Origin of the sequence: Micromonospora sp. AMSO31t, from assembly GCF_008868175.1 — a bacterium.
GTDB lineage: Bacteria > Actinomycetota > Actinomycetes > Mycobacteriales > Micromonosporaceae > Micromonospora.
Genome location: NZ_WBKT01000031.1, coordinates 1 through 21,656, shown reverse-complemented (window position 1 = coordinate 21,656; position 21,656 = coordinate 1). Strand labels below are relative to the sequence as shown.

Here is a 21,656-nt window from a genome sequence, read left to right as displayed (position 1 = left end):
GCCGCCACCGCGTGCCCGCGACCGGCGCGTTCCGACGGGTGACCGCTCGCCCGGCGGCCGGCAAGGGTCAGCGGCCGCCGTCGACCGTCGCCTTCATGGCCCAGGCGTTGAGCACCTGGTGGATGCCGCGCAGGCGCTCGTTGATCTGGTCCAGGCGCTCGGCCTGGGCCAGGTTGGCCAGCGCGACACCCAGCGCGATCTGCTGGTCGGGGGTGAGGTTCTCCTGGTCGATCGTGTAGAGCAGGTCGACGGTCTCGGCGATGGTGTCGGCCACGGCGGTACCTCCGGCGCGAAGAAGCTCGGGGACATGGAAGCGCTCCCATGCATCAATGCCCCGATGCCGTCCGACTCATGCGCCCGTCCCACGAACCAGGAGGTCAGTCCCCGGCCCGCCCCTCCTGCCGGGGCAGCACGGGCCCGCGCCCACCCTCGGCGGCCGCCAGGTTGACGAGCACCACGTCGAGGACCTTGACCGCGTCCGGCTTGGAGAGCGGGTTGTTCCCGTTGCCGCACTTCGGGGACTGCACGCAGGACGGACAGCCCGACTCGCACCCGCACTCGACGATCGCGTCCCGGGTGGCGCGCAGCCAGGCGGCGGCCGTCCCGTACGCCCGCTCGGCGAAGCCCGCCCCGCCCGGGTGGCCGTCGTAGACGAAGACGGTGGGCGCCTCGGTGTTCGGGTGCAGGGCGGTGGAGAGCCCGCCGATGTCCCACCGGTCGCAGGTCGCCATGAGCGGCAGCAGGCCGATCGCGGCGTGCTCGGCGGCGTGCAGCGCCCCCGGGATGTCGGCGGCCTCCACCCCGGCCGCGGCCAGCGACTCCGGCGAGAGCGTGAACCAGACCGCGACGGTGCGCAGCTCCCGCGCCGGCAGGTCGAGCGGCCGGGTGTCGATCACCTCACCGGTGGCGATCCGCCGCCGCTGGTACGACACCACCTGGCTGGTCACGTCCACCTCGCCGAGGAAGAGCCCGACCGGCCCGGCGTCCACGTAGGACCGAACGGACACCACGGACAGCGAGGTGACGTCCCGGGCGTGGGTGGACCAGTCCGGCTCCTCGGCGTGCACCAGCGCGCACCCGTCGGCCAGGTCGAGCGAGTCGACCACGTACGAGACGCCCTGGTGCAGGTAGACCGCACCGGAGTGCAGCAGGAAGTGCGAGGAGCCGCCGTCGACGGTGCCGAGCAGCCGGCCCGTGGACTCCTCCACCACGCAGACCGGCGCCCCGCCCTCGCCGCGCAGGTCGACCTCCGGGCGTTCCCGGTGCCGCCAGTACCAGCCGGTGGGCCGCTGCCGCAGCGCCCCCGCCTCGACCAGCGAGTCGACGGCCTCCTTCGCGCCCTCCCCGAAGAGTTCCAGGTCGGCCGGGGTGAGCGCGGCCTCGTGCGCGGCGCAGGCGAGCTGCGGCGCGAGCACGTACGGGTTGGCCGGGTCGAGCACGGTCGCCTCGACGGGCCGCCCGAACAGCGCCTCGGGGTGGTGCACCAGGTAGGTGTCGAGCGGGTCGTCCCGGGCCACCAGCACGGCGAGGGCCTCGTCGCCGGAGCGGCCGGCCCGGCCGGCCTGCTGCCAGAGCGACGCCCGGGTGCCCGGCCAGCCGCAGATCAGCACGGCGTCCAGCCCGACCAGGTCGACGCCGAGTTCCAGGGCGTTGGTGGAGGCGAGCCCGAGCAGGTCGCCGGTGAGCAGCGCGCGTTCCAGCTCGCGGCGCTCCTCGCGCAGGTAGCCGGCCCGGTAGGCGGCCACCCGGTCGCCGAGCCCGGGCACCGCCTCGTCGAGCGCCCGCCGGGCGTTCGCGGCGACCACCTCCGCGCCGCGCCGGGACCGGACGAAGGCGAGCGTGCGTACCCCCTCGATCACGCTGTCGGTCAGCAGGTCGGCGGTCTCCCGCAGCGCCGAGCGGCGGACGGACACCAGGTCGGCGACCTCCTGATCAGCGGAAGAGGAGGGCAGCAGCGGCGGTTCCCAGAGCGCGAAGGTCACCCCGCCGCGCGGCGAGGTGTCCTCGGTGACGGCCGTGACGGGCAGGCCGGTGAGCCGGCCGGCCGCCGTCGCCGGGTCGCCCGACGTGGCGGAGGCCAGCACGAAGACGGGGGTACGCCCGTAGCGCGCGCACTGCCGGCGCAGCCGCCGCAGCACGTGCGCCACGTGCGAGCCGAACACGCCCCGGTAGGTGTGGCACTCGTCGACCACCACGTACGCGAGCCGGCGCAGGAAGCCCGACCAGTGCGCGTGCCCGGGCAGGATGCCGTGGTGCACCATGTCGGGGTTGGTCAGCACGAACCGGGAGTGCCGGCGGATCCACTCCCGCTCGGTGCGCGGGGTGTCCCCGTCGTAGGTGGCGGGGCGTACCCCCTCCAGCTCCAGGCCGGCGACGGCGCGGAGCTGGTCGGCGGCGAGGGCCTTGGTGGGAGCCAGGTAGAGCACCGTGGCGCGTGGGTCGGCGAGCAGGGTGCCCAGTGCCGGCAACTGGTACGCCAGCGACTTGCCGGACGCCGTGCCGGTGGCCACCACGACGTGCTTCCCCGCGTACGCCAGCTCGGCGGCTTCGGCCTGGTGCCGCCACGGTGCGAGCACGCCGCGCCGCGCGAACGCCGCCCGCAGCTCGTCGGGCGCCCAGTCCGGCCACGGCGCCGGCTCGCCGGCCCGGGCCGGGACCCGCTCGACGTGGGTGACCGGGTCGGCGGCGTGCCGCAGGCGCAGTCGCCGGAGCAGCTCTCCCGGCGCCCGCCCGGGGCCACTGCCCGGCGGCGCGGTAGGTGCACTGGTCACGTCCTGCACTCTCGCACTGGTGTTCGGAATTGAAAACCGGGGGGCCTGGGTATGGGGAAGCCTTCGCCGGTGACCTGGAAGGGGCCGCGCGGGGGGATGGTTAGATGCCCACAAGAGCTTACCGAGGAGGGACCGATGGAGCTGTCGCTGGCGACCCGCACCGTGGGGGAGCACACGGTGCTCGAGGTCGGCGGTGAGGTGGACGTCTACACCGCGCCGCGCCTGCGGGAACGGCTCCTGGAGCTGATCGACGGCGGTGCCCGCCGGGTCGTGGTGGACCTCGGCCGGGTGGACTTCCTCGACTCGACGGGCCTCGGCGTGCTGGTCGGCGCGCTCAAGCGGCTCCGCTCGGCCGGCGGTTCGTTCGCGCTGGTCTGCGACAAGGAGCCGCTGCTCAAGATCTTCCGGATCACGGCCCTGGACCAGGTCTTCCCGTTGCATCCCACGGTCGACGCGGCGATCAACGCCGACCCGACCGGCGCCGGCGCATGATGGCGACCGTCAAGCTCTCGTTCTCCCCGGCTCCGGTGCACGTCCGCACCGCCCGCCTGGTCGGCGTCGCGGTGGCCCGGCGGGCCGGGGTGCGCGAGGACCTGCTCGACGAGGTGCGCCTGGCCATCGGGGAGGCGTGCACCCGGGCGGTCGCGTTGCACCGGCAGTACGGGCTGCCCGACCCGGTCTACGTGGAGATGTCCGACAGCGGGGCGTACACGGTGCGGGTGGTGGACCGCGCTCCGATCGAGGCGAGCATCGGCCTCGCCGCGCTGCCCCCGGACGAGCTGGCCAAGGAGTCGCTCAGCGAGGACGCGCTGACCACCGGGGTGGGGTTCGCCCTGCTCGCGGGTTTCGTCGAGGACCTCCAGGTCCGTCCGGTCGACGAGGGCGTCGGCACCGAGGTCCGGATGGTCTGGCCGGCCGGCCGCGCCTGACCCTGTCCTTGCGCAGGCCGCGTTCCCCTCGGGGAGCGCGGCCTCGTCGTGCTGCCCGGCGCTTATATCAGATTTCCTCACATAGCACAGTTACGAAGATCATCGAGACACCCTGGCCCCTCGGTGTGACCCTCACCACGCCGGAGGGCTACAGTACCCGGGTTGTCAGCAAGTGACCCGACTCGCAGCCAGCGGGAATGGGTGTTCATCGCTGGTCCGCCGGGGTGGGTTGGCGCGCACTTGCGAGTCCGCAATCCAGGCGTCGGTCCGTGCGTCTCCATGGCCGGCGCGAGTGTTCGGTACAGGAGGACATAGATGTCCGGGACCTTGGCCGCCGACGGCGGCGCACTGTCCCTTACCGGAGCCAACGTGACGTACGTCGTCATCGCCGCGGTCATCGCGCTGGTGGCGCTCGTCTTCGCGGCCGCCCTCACCAGGGCGGTCCTGGCGGCCGGTACGGGAACCACCAACATGCAGGAGATTTCCGGGGCGGTGCAGGAGGGTGCGTCCGCGTACCTGCTGCGGCAGTTCCGCACCCTGGCGATCTTCGTGGTGATCGCCGTCGTGCTGCTGTTCCTGCTGCCGGTGCACGACACCGACGGCAGCGAGACCCTCGTGAAGATCGGCCGGTCGGCGTTCTTCGTCGTGGGCGCGCTGTTCAGCGCGTTCATCGGCGGCGCCGGCATGTGGCTGGCCACCCGCGCCAACCTGCGGGTCGCCGCGGCCGCCCGGGAGCGGGAAGGCGGGCGCGAGGGCGCCATGAAGATCGCCTTCCGCACGGGTGGCGTCGTCGGCTTCCTCACCGTCGGTCTCGGCCTCTTCGGTGCGGCGCTGGTCGTCATCCTGTTCAAGGGTGACGCCCCCACCGTGCTGGAGGGCTTCGGCTTCGGCGCCGCGCTGCTCGCCATGTTCATGCGGGTCGGCGGCGGCATCTTCACGAAGGCCGCCGACGTCGGCGCCGACCTGGTCGGCAAGGTCGAGCAGGGCATCCCGGAGGACGACCCGCGCAACGCCGCCACCATCGCCGACAACGTGGGCGACAACGTCGGTGACTGCGCCGGCATGGCGGCCGACCTCTTCGAGTCGTACGCGGTCACCCTGGTCGCCGCGCTGATCCTGGGCCGCGCCGCGTTCGGCGAGGACGGCCTGGTCTTCCCGCTGATCATCTCCACCATCGGCGTGCTGGTCGCCATCGTCGGCGTCTTCATCACCCGGCTGCGCACCAGCGACCGCAACGGCCTCACCGCGATCAACCGGGCCTTCTACCTGTCCGCGGTGATCTCCGCCGTGCTGGTGGCGATCGCCGCGTTCGCCTACCTGCCGGCCACCTTCGGTGAACTGCAGGGCGGGCTGACCGACGTCGACCGCAATCCGCGGCTCGTGGCCATCGGCGCGGTGGTCATCGGCATCGTGCTGGCCGCCGCGATCCAGGCGCTCACCGGCTACTTCACCGAGACCAACCGGCGCCCGGTGCAGGACATCGGCAAGAGCTCGCAGACCGGCGCCGCCACCGTCATCCTCGCCGGCATCAGCGTCGGCCTGGAGTCGGCGGTCTACTCGGCACTGCTGATCGGCGCCGGCGTCTTCGGCGCCTTCCTGCTCGGCGGCAGCTCGATCACGCTGTCGCTGTTCGCGGTGGCGCTGGCCGGCACCGGCCTGCTCACCACCGTCGGCGTCATCGTCGCCATGGACACCTTCGGCCCGATCTCCGACAACGCCCAGGGCGTGGCCGAGATGTCCGGCGACATCGACGAGCACGGCGCGCGGACGCTGACCGAGCTGGACGCCGTCGGCAACACCACCAAGGCGATCACCAAGGGCATCGCGATCGCCACCGCCGTGCTGGCGGCGACCGCGCTGTTCGGCTCGTACACCGACACGCTGCGCTCCTCGTACGAGGACGCGGGTGTGGGCGACGTCGGCGCCGAGATCCTCAACTCGCTGAACGTGGCCAACCCGCGCAACCTGGTCGGCCTCATCATCGGCGCGGCGGTGGTCTTCCTCTTCTCCGGCCTGGCCATCAACGCGGTCTCCCGCTCGGCCGGCGCCGTGGTGATGGAGGTCCGACGGCAGTTCCGCGAGTTGCCCGGCATCATGGACCGCACCCAGCGCCCCGAGTACGGCAAGGTCGTCGACATCTGCACCCGGGACGCGCAGCGCGAGCTGATGACCCCCGGCCTGCTGGCCATCCTGGCCCCGATCGCGGTGGGCTTCGGCCTCGGCCCGGGCGCGCTGGCCTCGTACCTGGCCGGTGCGATCGGCGCGGGCACCCTGATGGCGGTCTTCCTGGCCAACTCCGGTGGCGCCTGGGACAACGCCAAGAAGCTGGTGGAGGACGGCGCGTACGGCGGCAAGGGCTCCGAGTCGCACTCCGCGACCGTCATCGGCGACACCGTCGGCGACCCGTTCAAGGACACCGCCGGCCCGGCGATCAACCCGCTGATCAAGGTGATGAACCTGGTCTCGCTGCTGATCGCGCCGGCCGTGGTGGCCTGGAGCGTGGGCGACGACAAGAACCCCGCGCTGCGGATCACGATCGCCGTGGTGGCCGCGCTGGTCATCGTGGCCGCGGTGGTGTTCAGCAAGCGCAAGGGCATCGCGATGGACGACTCCGACAGCGGTGCCGGCACCCCGGACCAGCAGGTGGAGACGGTCAACGCCTGACCCGGACGACGCGGCGGTTCCCGGTCGGCCCCGGCCGGCCGGGAACCGTGCCGTCCGGCGGTCCCGTGCACGAAACCTGACCGGTGGCACTTCCACCGCAAGGTCGTACGCTGCTTCGCATGCGTACGCGCCGGGCGGCAACCGCCGGAAAGCTCACGGTGGTCCTGGCCACGCTGGTCCTCGTCGTCTCGGGCTGCGGCGGACCCAGCCCGCAGGCCTGGGCCGCGTCGGTCTGCCAGGCGCTCAGCCCGTGGCGCGCCGAGATCAACAAGCTGACCAGCAGCACCCAGCAGCAGATGACCGCGCGGACCACCCCGGCGCAGGCCAAGGAGAACCTGGTCCGGCTCTTCGCCGGGGCCGAGGAGGCCAGCGAGACCGCCCGGCGCAAGGTCGAGGAGGCGGGCGTGCCAGAGACCGACCACGGCGACGAGATCTCCGCCGGGTTCCGCGCCTCGCTCAGCAAGGTGCGCGACGCGTACGGGCGGGCCCGGGACACCATCGACCGGCTGGACACCGCACAGGCCGGCCCGTTCTACGACGGCGTGCGGGCCGCCGTGGACACGCTCAACAAGGAGTACGACGCAAGCGCGCTGGACACCAGCAGGCTCAACTCACCCGAGCTGAAAGAGGCCTTCGACGAGGTCCCGGAGTGTCGCTGACCCCTCCCACCCCGAAACCGGCCCGCCAGCCCTCGCTGTTCTCCACCGAGGCGGTCGACCCGTCGCTGGCGGACCTCGCCGGCCTGCTCGCCGGGCCCGGTGAGGTGGTCCGGATGGGCGGGACGGCCCGGGTCTCCGTGGTGGTGGACGCCGCCTGGCGGGTGCACGTGCTGGTGGCCGAGCTGGGCGCCCGGGGGATCCCGGCGAGCTGGGAGCCGACCGGGGACGGGCAGCACCTCGTGCGCACCGCGTACGCCACGACCCTGTCCCCCCTCGCGCTGGCCTGGCTGCGCGGCACGGTGAAGCGACCCCCGGCGGCGTTCCACCTCAACGGGCGGCGGCTGCGGCTCTGGCTCGCCGCCGCCGGGGCGGCCGACCCGGCCGGGTTCCGGCTCCGGCTCGGCCCGGCCGACGAGGAGTGCTGGCCGCCGGTGCGCGCCGCGCTGGCCGCGGTGGGGCTGCCCGCCGCGTTCGTGGAGGCGGACGAGGGCGGGCCGGCGTACCGGATCACCGGTCGACGGCGGGTGAACCGGCTCGCGGAGCTGGTGGGGGACCGGCCGCGGACCGTACCGGCGGCCGAGTGGCCGGCCACGCACGGCTGATTCTCCGGCGCAAGCCCGCCGCGTGTCCGATCCCGGACACCCCCTGCGGAGGTTTGCCCAGGAAAACGACCGATGTCTCCTCCGCCATGGGTGCGCGATCGTCACAGTGACCCGCTCGGCGCCCTACCCACGGTGTACGGTGGCGCCGTCCGGCGGGGTGCCGGCCGATGGTCGACGCCACCTGATCATTTGCCGCCCACGAAACCCGGAACGCGGACGGCGCGTTACGTTGGACATCCGGACCGCCGGTGGTCCGGCAGGGTGCAACACGCCCCGAAGCGGGCATTGCGTAGGAGTGAGGTCGGGGAGAGACGTGCCGAGCAACGCTGGAACCACCCGTCTGGTCATCGTCGAGTCACCGGCGAAGGCCAAGACGATCTCGGGCTACCTCGGCCCGGGGTATGTCGTGGAGGCCAGCTTCGGCCACGTCCGGGACCTGCCCCGCAACGCCGCCGAGATCCCGGCCGCCTACGAGGACAAGCCCTGGGCCCGGCTCGGCGTCGACGTCGACAACGGCTTCGCCGCGCTCTACGTGGTCTCGGCCGACCGGAAGAAGCAGATCACCAAGCTGAAGTCGCTGGCCAAGGAAGTCGACGAGATCTTCCTCGCGACGGACGAGGACCGCGAGGGCGAGGCGATCGCCTGGCACCTCGTGGAGACGTTGAAGCCCAAGGTGCCGGTCAAGCGGATGGTCTTCCACGAGATCACCAAGCCGGCCATCCAGGCCGCCGTCGCCAACCCCCGGGAGATCGACCGGGACCTGGTCGACGCCCAGGAGGCCCGGCGCATCCTCGACCGGCTCTACGGCTACGAGGTCTCCCCGGTGCTCTGGCGCAAGGTCCGCAGCGGCCTCTCCGCCGGCCGGGTGCAGTCCGTGGCGACCCGCATCGTGGTCGAGCGGGAGCGGCAGCGGATGGCGTTCCGCACCGCCGAGTACTGGGACATCCTGGCCACCCTGGCCGTGGCGAACCCCGGCGAGGGGCCGCGCACCTTCAACGCCACCCTGATCGCGCTGGGCGGCGACCGGATCGCCACCGGCAAGGACTTCGAGCCCACCACCGGCCGGGTCCGGGCCGGCGCCGGCGTGGTGCACCTGGACGAGAGCGGCGCCCGGGGGCTGGCCGCGCGGCTGGACGGGCGACCGTTCACCGTCACCCGGGTCGAGGAGAAGCCCTACCGCCGCCGCCCGTACGCGCCGTTCATCACCTCCACCCTCCAGCAGGAGGCGGCCCGCAAGCTGCGGCTCTCGTCCCAGCAGACGATGCGCACCGCGCAGCGGCTCTACGAGAACGGCTACATCACCTACATGCGTACCGACTCGGTGAACCTGTCGGAGACCGCCATCGCGGCGGCCCGCCGGCAGATCGCCGAGCTCTACGGCGAGCGCAGCGTGCCGCCGGAGCCGCGCCGCTACACCGGCAAGGTGAAGAACGCGCAGGAGGCGCACGAGGCGATCCGCCCGGCGGGGGACAACTTCCGCACCCCGGGCGAGGTGGCCAAGGAGCTGTCCGCCGAGGAGTTCAAGCTCTACGAGCTGATCTGGCGGCGCACCATCGCCTCGCAGATGACCGACGCGGTCGGCTCCAGCGTGTCGGTGCGCATCCGGGCGCTCTCCTCCGCCGGCGAGGAGGCCGACTTCGGCGCGACCGGCAAGACCATCACCGACCCGGGCTTCCTGCGCGCCTACGTCGAGTCGAGCGACGACGAGAACGCCGAGGCCGAGGACGCCGAGCGGCGGCTGCCCACCCTGACCAAGGACCAGCCGCTCACCGCCGACGAGCTGGCCCCCCAGGGCCACCACACCCAGCCGCCCGCCCGCTACACCGAGGCGTCGCTGGTCAAGGCCCTGGAGGAGCTGGGCATCGGCCGGCCGTCGACCTACGCGTCGATCATGCAGACGATCCAGGACCGCGGGTACGTCTTCAAGCGCGGCCAGGCCATGATCCCGTCGTTCCTGGCGTTCGCGGTGATCGGGCTGCTGGAGCGGCACTACCCGCGCCTCATCGACTACGACTTCACGGCCAGCATGGAGAACGAGCTGGACGAGATCGCCGGCGGCGACCACGCGGCCGTCGACTTCCTCACCTCCTTCTACTTCGGCAGCGCCAACGGCACCGGCGACCAAGCGATCGCCCACGCGGGCGGGCTCAAGAAGCTGGTCACCGAGAACCTCAGCGACATCGACGCGCGCAGCGTCAACTCGATCCCGCTGTTCACCGAGGACGACGGGCGCGAGGTCGTCGTCCGGGTCGGCCGCTACGGGCCGTACCTCCAGCGGGCCCTGCCGGGCGAGCAGCCCACGCCGCCCGCGGAGGGCGAGGAGGGCGGCGGCGGCCAGGGCGACCGGGCGCCGATCCCCGAGGGCCTGGCGCCCGACGAGCTGACCCCGGAGAAGGTGCACGAGCTGTTCCTCGGCGGCGGGGGCGAGCGCAAGCTCGGCGACGACCCGGCCACCGGCGAGCCGATCCTGCTCAAGTCCGGCCGGTTCGGCCCCTACGTGGCCAGCGGCGAGCGGAAGTCGTCGCTGCTGCGCTCGCAGTCGCCGGACAGCCTCACCCTCGAGCAGGCGTTGCAGCTGCTCAGCCTGCCCCGCCTGATCGGCGCCGACCCCGAGGGCAACGAGGTGGTCGCCAACAACGGCCGCTACGGCCCGTACGTCAAGCGTGGTGACGAGTTCCGCTCGCTGGACTCGGAAGACAAGATGTTCACCGTCACGCTGGACGAGGCGCTCGCCCTGCTGGCCGCCCCGAAGACCCGGCAGCGCCGGGCCGCCGCGCCGCCGCTGCGGGAGATGGGCAACGACCCGGCCACCGAGAAGCCGCTGGTCATCAAGGACGGCCGGTTCGGCCCGTACGTCACGGACGGGGAGACCAACGCCTCGCTGCGGCGTGCGCAGACCCCGGAGGCGCTGACCCTCGAGGAGGCCTCCGAGATGCTCGCCGAGAAGCGGGCGAAGGGCCCGGCGCCGAAGAAGAAGGCGGCGAAGAAGGCCGCCCCGGCCAAGAAGACGGCAGCCAAGAAGACCGCCGCCGCGGCAAAGTCCACGGCCACCAAGAAGACGACCACCGCCAAAACGACGGCGGCCAAGAAAACCCCGGCCAAAAAGGCAGCCCCAAAAAAGGCCACCACCTCCCCGGAGTAGGTCGATCTTTTCTCTGTCCACAGGGGGCGCCGCAGGGCGGCGCGCTGAGGCAGGGTCGGTGGGTGGGGACTTCCTGGGCGGTGCTGCGGCGGGCGGTGCCGAGAGATGACGCGGACGAGTTGACCTGGTTGCTCTTCCGGCAGGACGACGTGATCAGCCTGGGACAGGCGCGGGAGCACCTGACCCGCAAGGCGATCCGGCACCGGGTGGCGACCGGTCGCTGGCGCCAGGTGCACCGGGCGGTCCTCGTGGCGCACAACGGTCCGATCGCGGGAGCTCAGCTCCGGTGGATCGCTGTGTTGGCCGCCGGCCCCACCGCGCTGCTCGGCGGACTCACCGCCGCCCAGGCGGGCGGGCTGCGCGGGTTCCCCGATCGTGTCGTGCACCTGCTGCTTCCGGCGGCCGTTCGCCGTGCCCCGCTGCCCACGGGCGTCCGGGCGCACCGGACGAGCCAGTTACCGGACTGGGACGTGCTGCCGCTGGGGCAGCCACCCCGGACGGCAGCAGCCCGCTCGGTCGTCGACGCGGCCCAGTGGGCCCCCACCGACGGGCAGGCCCGTTCCATCGTCGCGGCGGCGTTCCAGCAGCGGCTGGTGGGCGGTGACGATCTGAACGAGGTCCTCGACCGGATGCCGCGCCTGCGCCGGCGCCGGTTGATCCTGAGCACCGCGACGGACGCCGCCGGCGGCGCGCACTCGCTGGGCGAGCTGAACCTGTTGAGCCTGGTTCGCGGGGCCGGACTGCCGGAACCCACACGTCAGCAGGTCCGGCGGGACGCGGCCGGCCGGCGCCGGTATCTGGATGCGTACTTCGAGGAGTGGCGGGTGCACGTCGAGGTCGACGGTGGCCAGCATCTCGACCCGTCACACGCCTGGGCCGACATGCGCCGGCAGAACGACCTCTGGGTGGAGGGTGACCGGGTCCTCCGGTTCCCCTCGTGGGCCCTGCGCGCAGACCCCGAGACGGTCGTCAGCCAACTACGCGCCGCCCTCCGAGCCGCTGGCTGGCGCGGCTGACGGCTCGCGAGATCTTGGAAGGAAAGGGCCCTCATGCGGGCCACTTCCCTCCAAGATCTCTAGGCGCCCAGGACCTGGTTCAGGTACGGGTTCGTGAAGCGGTTGTCCGGGTCCAGGCGCTTGCGGACTGTCTGGAAGTCGGTGAACTTCGGGTAGGCGGTCGCCAGGGACTCCGCGTCCCGCCAGTGCAGCTTGCCCCAGTGGGGGCGGCCGCCGAGTTCCGTGGCGACCTTCTCGAACGCCCGGAAGTACGGCTCGTACGGCATCCCCACGTACTGGTGGATGGCGATGTACGCCGAGTCCCGCCCGTATCCGTGGGAGAGCCAGATGTCGTCGGCCGCGGTGAATCGCACCTCGACCGGGAACAGCACCTTGAACGGCAGCCCGTCCACGATGCGTTGCAGTTCCGCCAGCGCGGTGGGCAGGGCGGCGCGCGGGAGGCCGTACTCCATCTCCACGAAGCGGACCCGGCGCGGGGTGCAGAAGACCCGGTCGGAGCGACCGGTGTAGGTGCGTTCGGTGAGCGCCCGGGCGGAGATCGCGCTGATGCCGGGGGCGAGCGCGGGCGCGGCGCGGCCCAGCCGGCAGGCCCCGGCGAAGACGGTGTTGGAGAGGAACTCGTCGTCCAGCCAGCCGCGCCAGCGGGGCAGCGGCCGGTCGTCGGCGGGTACCCGGTCGTTGGTCTTGACCTGCACCCGGTCGGTGTAGGGGAACCAGTAGAACTCGGCGTGGTCGTGCTGCTCGACGAGGCCGGGCAGGTCGTCGAGCACGGCGGCGAGCGCCGCCGGCCGCTCGTGCGCGCGGAGCACGAAGGCGTCGACGCAGCGCAGCGTGAGCTCTACCAGCACTCCGACGGCGCCGAGCCCGACCCGGGCGGCGGCGAACACGTCGCGGTGCTCGTCGGCGGAGCAGCGCAGCACCTCGCCGGTGCCGGTGACCAGGGTCAGCGCGGTGACGAAGGTGGACAGGCAGCCGAGTTTCGCGCCGGTGCCGTGGGTGCCGGTGGAGAGTCCCCCGGCGATCGTCTGCGCGTCGATGTCGCCGAGGTTGGGCAGTGCCAGGCCGTGGGCGGCGAGCAGGTCGTTGAGGGTGTGCAGGGTCATTCCGGCCGGTACGGTGACCAGGCGGCGAGCGGTGTCGACGGTGACCCCGGTGTCCAGGTCGGCGAGGTCGAGCCGGTGCCCGTCGGCGACGGCGGTGCCGGTGAAGGAGTGTCCGCTGCCCACCGCCCGGATCGTCCGGCCGGTGTCGGCGGCGTGGCGCACCGCCTTGGCGACCTCCTCGACGGTGCGGGGGCGCACCGTCAGGGCGGCGGTGCTGCGCTGGTTGCCGGCCCAGTTGGACCAGGTGGCTGCCGTGCCGGCCATGGACGCTCCTCGACGTGAATATGAACTGACTTCATATCAGGAACGTTGTACCTGGTAAATACCGCAATCGAGCCCGGCTCGTTGTACCGGTAGTCACAGACTCGTGACGTGCAGATATGTTCATCCGTCGAAGGGGGGTGGCGCCGAGTGTCCACACCAGCCGCCACGACCGGGCCGCTGCGTCGGGTACCGGTGCAGGGTCGAAGTGTCGCGCGGGTCCAGCGAATGCTGGACGCCTGCGCCGAGCTCGTCGACGAGGTGGGGTACGAGGGTTTGACCACGACCCTGCTCGCCGAGCGTGCCGAGGTGGCGATCGGGTCGGTCTACCAGTTCTTTCCGGACAAGCGGGCCATCGTGCAGGCGTTGACGCTGCGCACGATGGAGTCCTATCTCCAGCGGCTCGACGAGCGGTTCTCCTCCGCCGACCTGACCCACTGGTGGGACGGCGTCGACGCGGCCATCGACGAGTACATCTCGATGCACCGCACGGTCCCGGGCTTTCGTACCCTGCACTTCGGCGACGTGGTCGACCTGCACCTGCTCGACGAGCAGCGGGACAACAACGGGGTGATCGCCGATCAGCTCGCCCGTGTGCTCACGGAACGGTTCGGTCTGGCCGGCGTGCCCGACCTCCGCTTCCACCTGGAGGTCGCGGTCGAGGCCGCCGACTCGCTGATCAAGCTGGCGTTCCGGCGGAAGACCGAGGGCGACGAGCGGGTGCTGATCGAGGCGAAGGCGCTCATCCGGGAGTACCTGCACCGGCAGGTCGACGCCCGGACGGAGGCCGTGCAACAGGGTTGAGCAGGACGTCACCGCTCAGGTGCCGGCGGTGACGATCACAGGTGCGACGCCCGGGTGCGACCGGGCAGGAGACGAGCGGCGGGTTCCCGAGGTGTACCGGGACCCGCCGTCACCGTCTAGAGGAACGCGTGGCCCTCGCCCCGGTAGGTCGGCACGGTGGCCACCACGCTGTCGCCGTCGACCAGGTGCACCTCGTTGACGTGCTCGCACAGCTCGCCGGCCTTGGCGTGGCGGAACCACACGCGGTCGCCGATCCGCAGCTCGGTGGCGACGTCGCCGGCGAGCGGGGTCTGCACCTCACCCGCACCCTCCGCGCCCAGCAGCTTCAGACCGGCCGGCAGCCACGGCCGGGGCAGCCGGCTGTCGGCGGCCGGGCCGGACGCGATCCAACCGCCGCCGAGCACGGTGGCCAGCCCCGGCCCGGGGCGGCGGACCACCGCGCAGGCGAAGAACGCCGCGGGGGTGGGGCGCCAGGCACGGTACGCGTCGAAGAGCGTCGGCCCGTACAGGCCGGAGCCGGCGGTGACCTCGGTGACCGCGGGGTCGGCGCTGGTGGCGGCCACGCTGCCGGTGCCGCCGCCGTTGACGAATTCCAGGTCGGCGTGCTCGCGTACCGCGGCGACCGCGGCCGCCCGGCGGGCCAGCAGTTCCCGGTACGACCCGCGCTGGGTGACCCGGATGGCCGTGCCCAGCACCGCCTGCCCGGGTGGGGCGTCGCCGAGGCCGGCGATCTGCGCCTCGTACGCCATGAGGCCGACCAGCCGGAAGCCCGACCGGCCGGCGACGGCGGCGGCGAGGCTGCCGGCCGCCCCGGCGCTGTGCACCGGGGAGCGCCGCACGCCGACGTGCACCCGGCCGCCGAGGGGTCGCCAGGAGGCGTCCAGTTCGAGGCAGACCCGCAGCGGCGGCCGGCGGCCGGGCGGGCTGACCTGGTCGATCAGGTCGAGCTGCCCGGCGTCGTCGACCATCAGGGTCACCGCCTCGGCGAGCGCCGGGTCGGCGGCCAGTTCGGCGAGCGCCCCGCGGTCGGCGGTCGGATAGGCGACCAGTACGTCGTCGCTGACGCCGCTGCGGGCGAGCCAGAGCGCCTCGGCGAGGGTGAACGCCATCACGCCGCGCCAGCCGGGCCGGGCCAGCGCCCGGGTCAGCAGCTCCCGGACGCGGACCGATTTGCTGGCGATCCGGACCGGCTTGCCGGCCGCCCGGTCGACCAGCGCGCCGGCGTTCGCGTCGAAGGCGGCGAGATCGACCACCGCGTACGGCGGGTCGAGGTGGGCGGTCGCCCGATCGAGGCGATCGCGAAGTTTGTCACGGTCGATGGCCACGTGTGCACGCTAACTGTCTGGACGCCAATGCGAAATACCCTCGCGTCTGTCCGGGCTGCGGGCGGTGGTGCCGGCGGCCTAGGCTCGGCGAGCAGGCGAATGTCGCGGAGGGGGTCGCAGCTCGCCGCGACTAGAGTGTTCCACCGGGGATGCCCAGCTCTGGGCCGGCACGTGGAGGTACGGCCATCGAAAGCCAGAACAACGGCGAGTCGCCCGGCGTGTCGTCGCCCGCCGACCGCTCCGGTGCGGCCGCCATCCGGTCCGTGCTGCGCATCCGGCCGTTCCGCCGGCTGTGGATCGTGCTCGGCGTCGCCTCCTTCGGCGACTGGCTCGGCCTGCTCGCCACCGCCCTCTTCGCCGCCGCCCAGGTCTCCGGCAGCACCGCCCAGGGTGCCGCCTTCGGCGGCGTGACCGCGATCCGGCTGCTCCCGGCGCTGGTGCTCGGCCCGGTGGCGGGTGTCTTCGCCGACCGGTTCGACCGCCGGTGGACCATGGTCATCTGCGACCTGCTGCGCTTCGTGCTCTTCGCGTCCATCCCGCTCTACGCGCTGACCGGCGCCAGCGGCGGCCTGGTGGTCGGATGGGCGCTGATCGCCACCTTCCTCATCGAGTCGGTCACCCTGCTGTGGATCCCGGCCAAGGAGGCCGCGGTCCCGAACCTGATCCCGCGGACCCGGCTGGAGACCGCCAACCAGCTCACCCTGATCACCACGTACGGCCTCACCCCGGTGGCCGCCGCCATCGCGCTGGCCGTGCTGGACCGTGGGGTGCGTGGGGCGGTCGGCGGCGACCTGCCCGACTGGGCCGAGCCGGCCCAGCTCGCCCTCTGGTTCAACGCCTTCTCCCGGCTGGCCACCGCGCTGGTGGTGGCCTTCGGGATCAAGGAGATCAGCGAGGCCCAGCGCGGCGAGGCGGAGCGCGTCGAGCAGAGCATGTTCCGCCAGTTCGCCGACGGCTGGAAATACATCGGCCAGACCCCGCTGGTACGCGGCCTCGTGCTGGGCATCTTCGGTGCCTTCGCGGGCGGCGGCATCGTGGTCGGCACGGCCAAGTTCTTCGCCAACTCGCTCGGTGCCGGTGACGCCGCGTTCTCGCTGCTCTTCGGCGCGATCTTCGTCGGCCTGGCGCTCGGCATCGGGCTCGGGCCGATGATCGTCCGGGACATGTCGCGGCGCCGCTGGTTCGGCATGAGCATCGTGCTGGCCAGCGCCTCGGTGCTGGTGCTCGCCTTCGCCATCCACCTGTCCATGGCGATGCTCGGCGCGGTCCTGGTCGGCGCGGGCGCCGGCATGGCCTTCCTGGCCGGCACCACGCTGCTCGGCGGCGAGGTCGCCGACGAGGTGCGCGGCCGGGTCTTCGCCGTGGTGCAGATCGGCACCCGGCTGGTGCTGATCCTGGCCATCGCGCTGAGCAGCCTCCTCGTCGGCGTCGGCGGTTCGCGCCAGCTGACCATCGCCGACCTGGGCATCTCGGTCTCCTCGACCCGCCTGCTGCTGCTCGCCGCCGGCGCCGCCGGCATCTTCGCCGGGATCAGCGCCTTCGGTCAGATGGACGACAAGAAGGGCGTGCCGGTCCTGGCCGACCTCTGGGGCTCGATCCGGGGCCGCCCGCTGATGCCGTCCGAGCCCTTCGTCTCCAGCGGGCTCTTCGTGGTCTTCGAGGGCGGCGAGGGCGCCGGCAAGTCCACCCAGCTCGCCGCGCTCGCCGACCGGCTGCGCGGGCAGGGCCGGGACGTCGTGGTCACCCGCGAGCCGGGGGCCACCGGCGTCGGCCGGCGGATCCGCTCGCTGGTGCTGGAGACCTCCGACGACCAGGCTCCGTCGCCGCGCGCCGAGGCGCTGCTCTACGCCGCCGACCGGGCGCACCACATCGCCACCGTGGTCCGGCCGGCGCTGGTCCGCGGCGCGGTGGTGATCAGCGACCGGTACGTCGACTCGTCGCTCGCGTACCAGGGGGCCGGGCGCACCCTGCCGGTGCAGGAGGTCTCCTGGCTCTCCTCGTGGGCAACCGGCGGGCTGAAGCCCGACCTCGTGGTGCTCCTCGACGTCGACCCGCACACCGGCCGCTCCCGGGTCGACTCCCGCAACCAGGGCACCGACCGGCTGGAGGCCGAGTCGCTCGGGTTCCACGAGCGCGTCCGGTACGCCTTCCTCGACCTGGCCGCCGCCGATCCCAAGCGCTACCTGGTGCTCGACGCGTCCCGCCCGGTCGAGGAGATCGCCGCGGCGGTCGCCCGCCGGGTGGACGAGTTCCTCGTCGACCCGGCCGGCATCGTGCACCCGCGCCCGGCCCAGGGTCCCGACACCACGGTCCAGCCCGAGTTATCCGACGCGGAGCTCGTGACGATGGAACGCCCCCACCGATGACGGACGTCTTCGCCGACCTGGTCGGGCAGGACGAGGCGGTGGCCACGCTCCGGCGGGCCGCCGCCTCGGCCGCCGCCCTGCTGCGCGCCGCCGCACCTGCGGTGGCGCGGGCGGGCGCCCCGGCGGCCGGCGGAGCCCACCCGACCGTCGGGCACGACGACCTCGACGCGCTCGCCGAGGAGTTCGACGAGCCCGGCGGCGCCACCCCCCGTGACGGCGCCGGCGCGGATGGCGTCCAGCCCGGCGCCGGGATGACCCACGCCTGGATCTTCACGGGACCGCCCGGTTCCGGCCGGTCGGTGGCCGCGCGCGCCTTCGCCGCCGCCCTGCAGTGCGTGCACGGCACCGGCTGCGGCCACTGCCCCGGCTGCCACACCACCCTGGCGGGCACCCACGCCGATGTGCGGCTGGTGGTGCCCGAGGGGCTCTCGATCGGCGTGAACGAGATGCGCGCGCTGGTGCTGCGGGCGGCCAGCACGCCGTCCGGCGGCCGCTGGCAGGTCGTCATCATCGAGGACGCCGACCGGCTCACCGAGGCCGCCGGCAACGCGCTGCTCAAGGCGGTCGAGGAGCCGCCACCGCGTACCGTCTTCCTGCTCTGCGCCCCCTCCACCCACCCGGACGACATCTCGGTGACCATCCGGTCGCGGTGCCGGGTCGTGCCGCTGCGGCAGCCGCCGGCCGGCGCGGTGGCCGAGGTGCTCGTACGCCGGGACGGCATCGCCCCCGACGTCGCCGAGTGGGTCGCCGCGGCGGCGCAGGGGCACGTGGGCCGGGCCCGGCGGCTGGCCCGCGACCCGGAGGCCCGGCAGCGCCGCGAGGCCGTGCTCGCCGTGCCACGCCGGCTGACCGGGGTCGGTGCCGCGTTCGACGCGGCCTCCGCGCTGATCGAGGCCGCCGAGGCGGAGGCCGCCGCGACGGTCGCCGAGATCGACGAGGCGGAGCGGGCCGCGCTCCAGACCGCGCTCGGCGCGGGCGGCACCGGCCGGGGTGCGGCCGGGGCCATGCGGGGTGCCGCCGGGCAGCTCAAGGACCTGGAGCGGCGACAGAAGTCGCGGGCCACCCGGGCCCAGCGGGACGCGCTCGACCGGGCCCTGGTCGATCTGGCCGGCTTCTACCGGGACGCGCTCACCATGGCGCTGCGGGCGCCGGTCGCCCCCGTGCACACCGACACCGCGGCGCTGGCCGGGGCCGGCGCGCAGAAGTGGGACGCCGAGGGGGCGCTGCGCCGGCTGGAGGCCGTGCTGGAGTGCCGGGCGGCGATCGAGGCGAACGTCAAGCCCCGGATCGCGGTGGAGGCCATGATGCTCGCCCTGTGGAAGGGCTGACCACCGCAGTCGAGGTTGTCCACAGGGCATCGACAGGCTTTGTTGACTGCGGTACGGTCCGGTGTGGCCGCGCGGTGACGGTGGCGGCACGCTCAGTGACGGGGTCAGCCGGGAGGAGTCCGCCCATGCCACGGGGGGAGATCGACGAGGCCTGGATCGAGGAGGCGGTGCGGCGCTACCGGCGCATCGAGACCCTCCAGGCCGAGTTCGACCAGGCGGTGGCGACGGTCGAGGTGACCGTCCGCTCGCCGGACGGCCTCGTCGAGGTGGTGGTGACCGCCGGCGGGCGGATCACCGACGTGCGCTTCCTCGGCCCGCTGCACCAGCGCAACCCCCGGGACGTCGCCGGCTCCGTGCAGGCCGCCGTGACCGCCGCCGCCGACGCGGCGCAGTGGGCCCGGGAGAAGCTGCACAACGAGACCTTCGCGGCCTACCGGCCGCTGGCGGGAGCCTGAGATGGAGACGTTGCGCGCGCTCGCCGCCCGCCTGGACGAGGCCGGCGCCACCCTCGCCACGCTGGCCCACACGGTCACCGCCACCGACCCGCCCCACCCCGCCTTCGGCGCACACGCCACCGGCCGGCCCGGCGAGGTCGGCCGCGCCCTGCACCGGCGGTGGACCGAGGCCACCGGCGATCGGGCCCGCGAGGCGCAGGCCGCCGCCACCCGCCTGGCCGCCGCCGCGGCCGCCCTGCGCAGCGCCGCCGACCGCTACCCGGCGACCGACGAGCACGTCGCGCGGCGGCTGGCCCGGGAGGCGTGATGGACGCCCTCGACCGCCTCGCCGAGCCGGGCCTCGACCTGCTCGCCCGGGTCGACGCGCTGCTGGCCGCCGGCGCGCCCGAGGGGCACCGGCTCTGGCCGCTGCTGCGCCGGATGCGGGTGCTGCCCGGCGCGGCCGTGCGCGAGTTCCTCGACCTGCACCCCGCGCCGCTGACCGGCGCCGGCCACGCCGTGCGCCGGCTCGTCCGGGGGTACGACGACACCGGCGCCGTCCTCGCCGACCCGGTCGCCTGGTCCGGGCCGGCCGCCGCGGCCTACGACGAGGCCCGCGCCGCCCTCCTCCGGCACGTGGACGAGGGGCCGGAGAGCCTGGTCGGGCGGCTGGAGTCGACCGCCGGCTACGCCGACGCCCTGGCCGACTGGGTGGAGGGGAGCCGGGCCGCGCTGGCCCGGGCGCTGGCCGAGGCGCTGCACTCGGCCGAGGCGGTCACGGTGCACGCCGCCACCCGCCCGGGCGCCGAGGCCGGCCGGTCCGGTGCCCTCGCGGCCGCCGAGATCGCCACCCGGGTGCTGGGCGTGCTCGGCGTGGCCTACGACGGCGCGGAGACGCTGCTGCGGCAGTGGGCGCCGAGCCTGGCCGAGACGACCTGGCGGGACCGGACCACGAGCGTGCCCCGCTACGGCGGCACCACCCGGATCGGGCACTGACCGGGCCGCGCAAGCCCACGGCGTCGCGCGCCGAACCGGCCGTGGCCGGGCTCCGGCGGCGACGCCGTGGCTTCCCCTGCACCCCCCGCAGGTATGGCTTCACTCAACGCGGTCGGCCGCCATTTGTCCCGTAGCTGACTCATGTTTCAGCCGTCCGGGCGAGGATCAACGACACGAGGGGTCGGGATCGGTTCGGTCGAGTCGACAAACATGGATCGCTGCGCCGGGTGACCGGACGGCGACGGGCGGCCGACCCGGATCCGTCCGAAGGTCGTAGGGTGGTGGGCATGGGCATGCTCTGCGCGGTCAGTTTCAACCGGTACGGGCGCCTCTTCTACCTCGACCCCGGTGAGCTGCGCCCCCAGGTGGGCGACAAGGTGCTGGTGCCCACCGACGACGGGCCCGAGGTGGCCGAGTGCGTCTGGGCCGCGCAGTGGGTCAGCGAGGACACCGGCGGCTTCCCCCGCCTCGCCGGGATGGCCGCCGACGACGACCTGCGCCGCGACGAGCTGCTGCGCCGGCGCAAGGCCGACGCCAAGGTGGCCGCCAAGCGGCTGATCCGCGAGCACGGCCTGCCCATGAAGGTGGTGGCCATCGACCACGTCTTCGCCACCCCGGAGACCGGCAGCGACCGCACGACCGTCTACTTCACCGCGCCGCACCGGGTCGACTTCCGCTCCCTCGTCCGCGATCTGGGCGCGACCCTGCACTGCCGGGTCGAGCTGCGGCAGCTCTCCGCGCGGGACTCGGCGCGGGTGCAGGGCGGGATCGGCTCCTGCGGGCGGGACCTGTGCTGCGCCACCTTCCTCACCGACTTCGAGCCGGTGACCATCCGGATGGCCAAGGACCAGGACCTGCCGCTCAACCCGCTGCGCATCTCCGGCGCCTGCGGCCGGCTCATGTGCTGCCTGAAGTACGAACATCCCCTGTACGCCAGGTTCCAGGAGTCCGCCCCGGCGATCGGGGCCCGCGTCACCACGCCCGAGGGGGAGGGCCGCGTGGTGGGCCACAGCGTCCCGAGAGACGCGGTGACCGTCCGCCTGGACGCCGACGGCTCGCGCTCCATGTGCTCCCGCGCCGACGTCTGCGGCTCCCGCCGCGCCTACGAAAGCCGTAACCAGTCCGGCCCGGAGAACGCCGCACGCTGATCCCCGCCCCCCGGCACGCCCCGGGCCCGCGTTGATCAAGAAGTTTGCGTCAGGATTCGCGCGTTTCCTGACGCAAACCTCTTGATCAACTGGTGGGTCAGCGGAGGA

General features: G+C 73.5%; 18 protein-coding genes. 14 read left to right on the top strand and 4 right to left on the bottom strand.

Annotation, left to right across the window (positions count from 1 at the left end; all coding sequences use genetic code 11):
• Positions 1-67: 67 nt before the first annotated feature.
• A complete protein-coding gene (locus tag F8274_RS10185; protein ID WP_151462044.1) occupies positions 68-274 on the bottom strand; it encodes a hypothetical protein in 207 nt (68 codons plus the stop codon).
• A gap of 103 nt (positions 275-377) precedes the next feature.
• On the bottom strand, positions 378-2,780 hold the full coding sequence (locus F8274_RS10180; RefSeq protein ID WP_151462043.1) for a DEAD/DEAH box helicase: 2,403 nt from the start codon (positions 2,778-2,780) through the stop codon (positions 378-380).
• Positions 2,781-2,906: 126 nt separating this feature from the next.
• Between F8274_RS10180 and F8274_RS10175 the strand changes: the two genes are divergently transcribed.
• From F8274_RS10175 to F8274_RS10145, 7 genes are all read left to right on the top strand, one after another.
• The gene (locus F8274_RS10175; RefSeq protein ID WP_151462042.1) at positions 2,907-3,263 is read left to right on the top strand and encodes an STAS domain-containing protein; all 357 of its coding nucleotides are present in this window, start codon (positions 2,907-2,909) and stop codon (positions 3,261-3,263) included.
• The gene (locus F8274_RS10170) at positions 3,260-3,700 is read left to right on the top strand and encodes an ATP-binding protein (protein ID WP_151462041.1); all 441 of its coding nucleotides are present in this window, start codon (positions 3,260-3,262) and stop codon (positions 3,698-3,700) included. The genes F8274_RS10175 and F8274_RS10170 overlap by 4 nt, the downstream gene beginning before the upstream one ends.
• A gap of 315 nt (positions 3,701-4,015) precedes the next feature.
• Positions 4,016-6,364 carry a sodium-translocating pyrophosphatase gene (locus F8274_RS10165; protein WP_151462040.1) on the top strand — a complete coding sequence of 783 codons (2,349 nt, stop codon included), beginning with the start codon at positions 4,016-4,018 and terminating at the stop codon, positions 6,362-6,364.
• A 119-nt stretch (positions 6,365-6,483) separates the two neighbouring features.
• Positions 6,484-7,023, top strand: a complete 540-nt coding sequence (locus F8274_RS10160) for a hypothetical protein (protein ID WP_151462039.1) — start codon at positions 6,484-6,486, stop codon at positions 7,021-7,023.
• Entirely contained in the window at positions 7,014-7,625 is a 612-nt protein-coding gene (locus F8274_RS10155) for a hypothetical protein (RefSeq protein ID WP_151462038.1), read from the top strand. The genes F8274_RS10160 and F8274_RS10155 overlap by 10 nt, the downstream gene beginning before the upstream one ends.
• Positions 7,626-7,938: 313 nt before the next feature.
• Complete coding sequence (gene topA / locus F8274_RS10150; RefSeq protein ID WP_151462037.1) at positions 7,939-10,767, top strand: type I DNA topoisomerase; 2,829 nt, start codon at positions 7,939-7,941, stop codon at positions 10,765-10,767.
• Between the two features lie 62 nt (positions 10,768-10,829).
• Positions 10,830-11,783: an endonuclease domain-containing protein gene (locus tag F8274_RS10145; protein WP_225853707.1), complete on the top strand. Its 954-nt coding sequence runs from the start codon at positions 10,830-10,832 to the stop codon at positions 11,781-11,783.
• A 59-nt stretch (positions 11,784-11,842) separates the two neighbouring features.
• On the opposite strand, the gene F8274_RS10140 is transcribed toward F8274_RS10145, so the two are convergent.
• Complete coding sequence (locus F8274_RS10140; RefSeq protein WP_151462036.1) at positions 11,843-13,150, bottom strand: D-arabinono-1,4-lactone oxidase; 1,308 nt, start codon at positions 13,148-13,150, stop codon at positions 11,843-11,845.
• A gap of 225 nt (positions 13,151-13,375) precedes the next feature.
• Between F8274_RS10140 and F8274_RS10135 the strand changes: the two genes are divergently transcribed.
• On the top strand, positions 13,376-13,951 hold the full coding sequence (locus tag F8274_RS10135) for a TetR family transcriptional regulator (protein ID WP_151462035.1): 576 nt from the start codon (positions 13,376-13,378) through the stop codon (positions 13,949-13,951).
• A 116-nt stretch (positions 13,952-14,067) separates the two neighbouring features.
• Here the strand turns inward: F8274_RS10135 and F8274_RS10130 are convergent, their stop codons facing one another.
• Positions 14,068-15,276 (bottom strand): amino acid deaminase/aldolase, encoded by a 1,209-nt coding sequence (locus tag F8274_RS10130; protein ID WP_151462034.1) that lies wholly within the window; start codon positions 15,274-15,276, stop codon positions 14,068-14,070.
• Between the two features lie 218 nt (positions 15,277-15,494).
• Between F8274_RS10130 and tmk the strand changes: the two genes are divergently transcribed.
• The 6 genes from tmk to F8274_RS10100 all read left to right on the top strand — a co-directional run bounded on the left by tmk (position 15,495) and on the right by F8274_RS10100 (position 21,548).
• Positions 15,495-17,642, top strand: coding sequence for a dTMP kinase (tmk, locus tag F8274_RS10125; RefSeq protein WP_225853706.1), 2,148 nt, complete (start codon positions 15,495-15,497; stop codon positions 17,640-17,642).
• Positions 17,639-18,970, top strand: coding sequence for a DNA polymerase III subunit delta' (locus F8274_RS10120; protein WP_151462032.1), 1,332 nt, complete (start codon positions 17,639-17,641; stop codon positions 18,968-18,970). Before tmk ends, F8274_RS10120 begins: the two co-directional genes overlap by 4 nt.
• Before the next feature lie 125 nt (positions 18,971-19,095).
• A complete protein-coding gene (locus F8274_RS10115; protein ID WP_091261137.1) occupies positions 19,096-19,425 on the top strand; it encodes a YbaB/EbfC family nucleoid-associated protein in 330 nt (109 codons plus the stop codon).
• Position 19,426: 1 nt separating this feature from the next.
• Entirely contained in the window at positions 19,427-19,732 is a 306-nt protein-coding gene (locus tag F8274_RS10110) for a type VII secretion target (RefSeq protein ID WP_151462031.1), read from the top strand.
• Positions 19,732-20,400 (top strand): hypothetical protein, encoded by a 669-nt coding sequence (locus tag F8274_RS10105; protein WP_151462030.1) that lies wholly within the window; start codon positions 19,732-19,734, stop codon positions 20,398-20,400. Before F8274_RS10110 ends, F8274_RS10105 begins: the two co-directional genes overlap by 1 nt.
• A gap of 287 nt (positions 20,401-20,687) precedes the next feature.
• Positions 20,688-21,548, top strand: a complete 861-nt coding sequence (locus F8274_RS10100; RefSeq protein ID WP_151462029.1) for a regulatory iron-sulfur-containing complex subunit RicT — start codon at positions 20,688-20,690, stop codon at positions 21,546-21,548.
• The last annotated feature ends 108 nt before the right edge of the window (positions 21,549-21,656 follow it).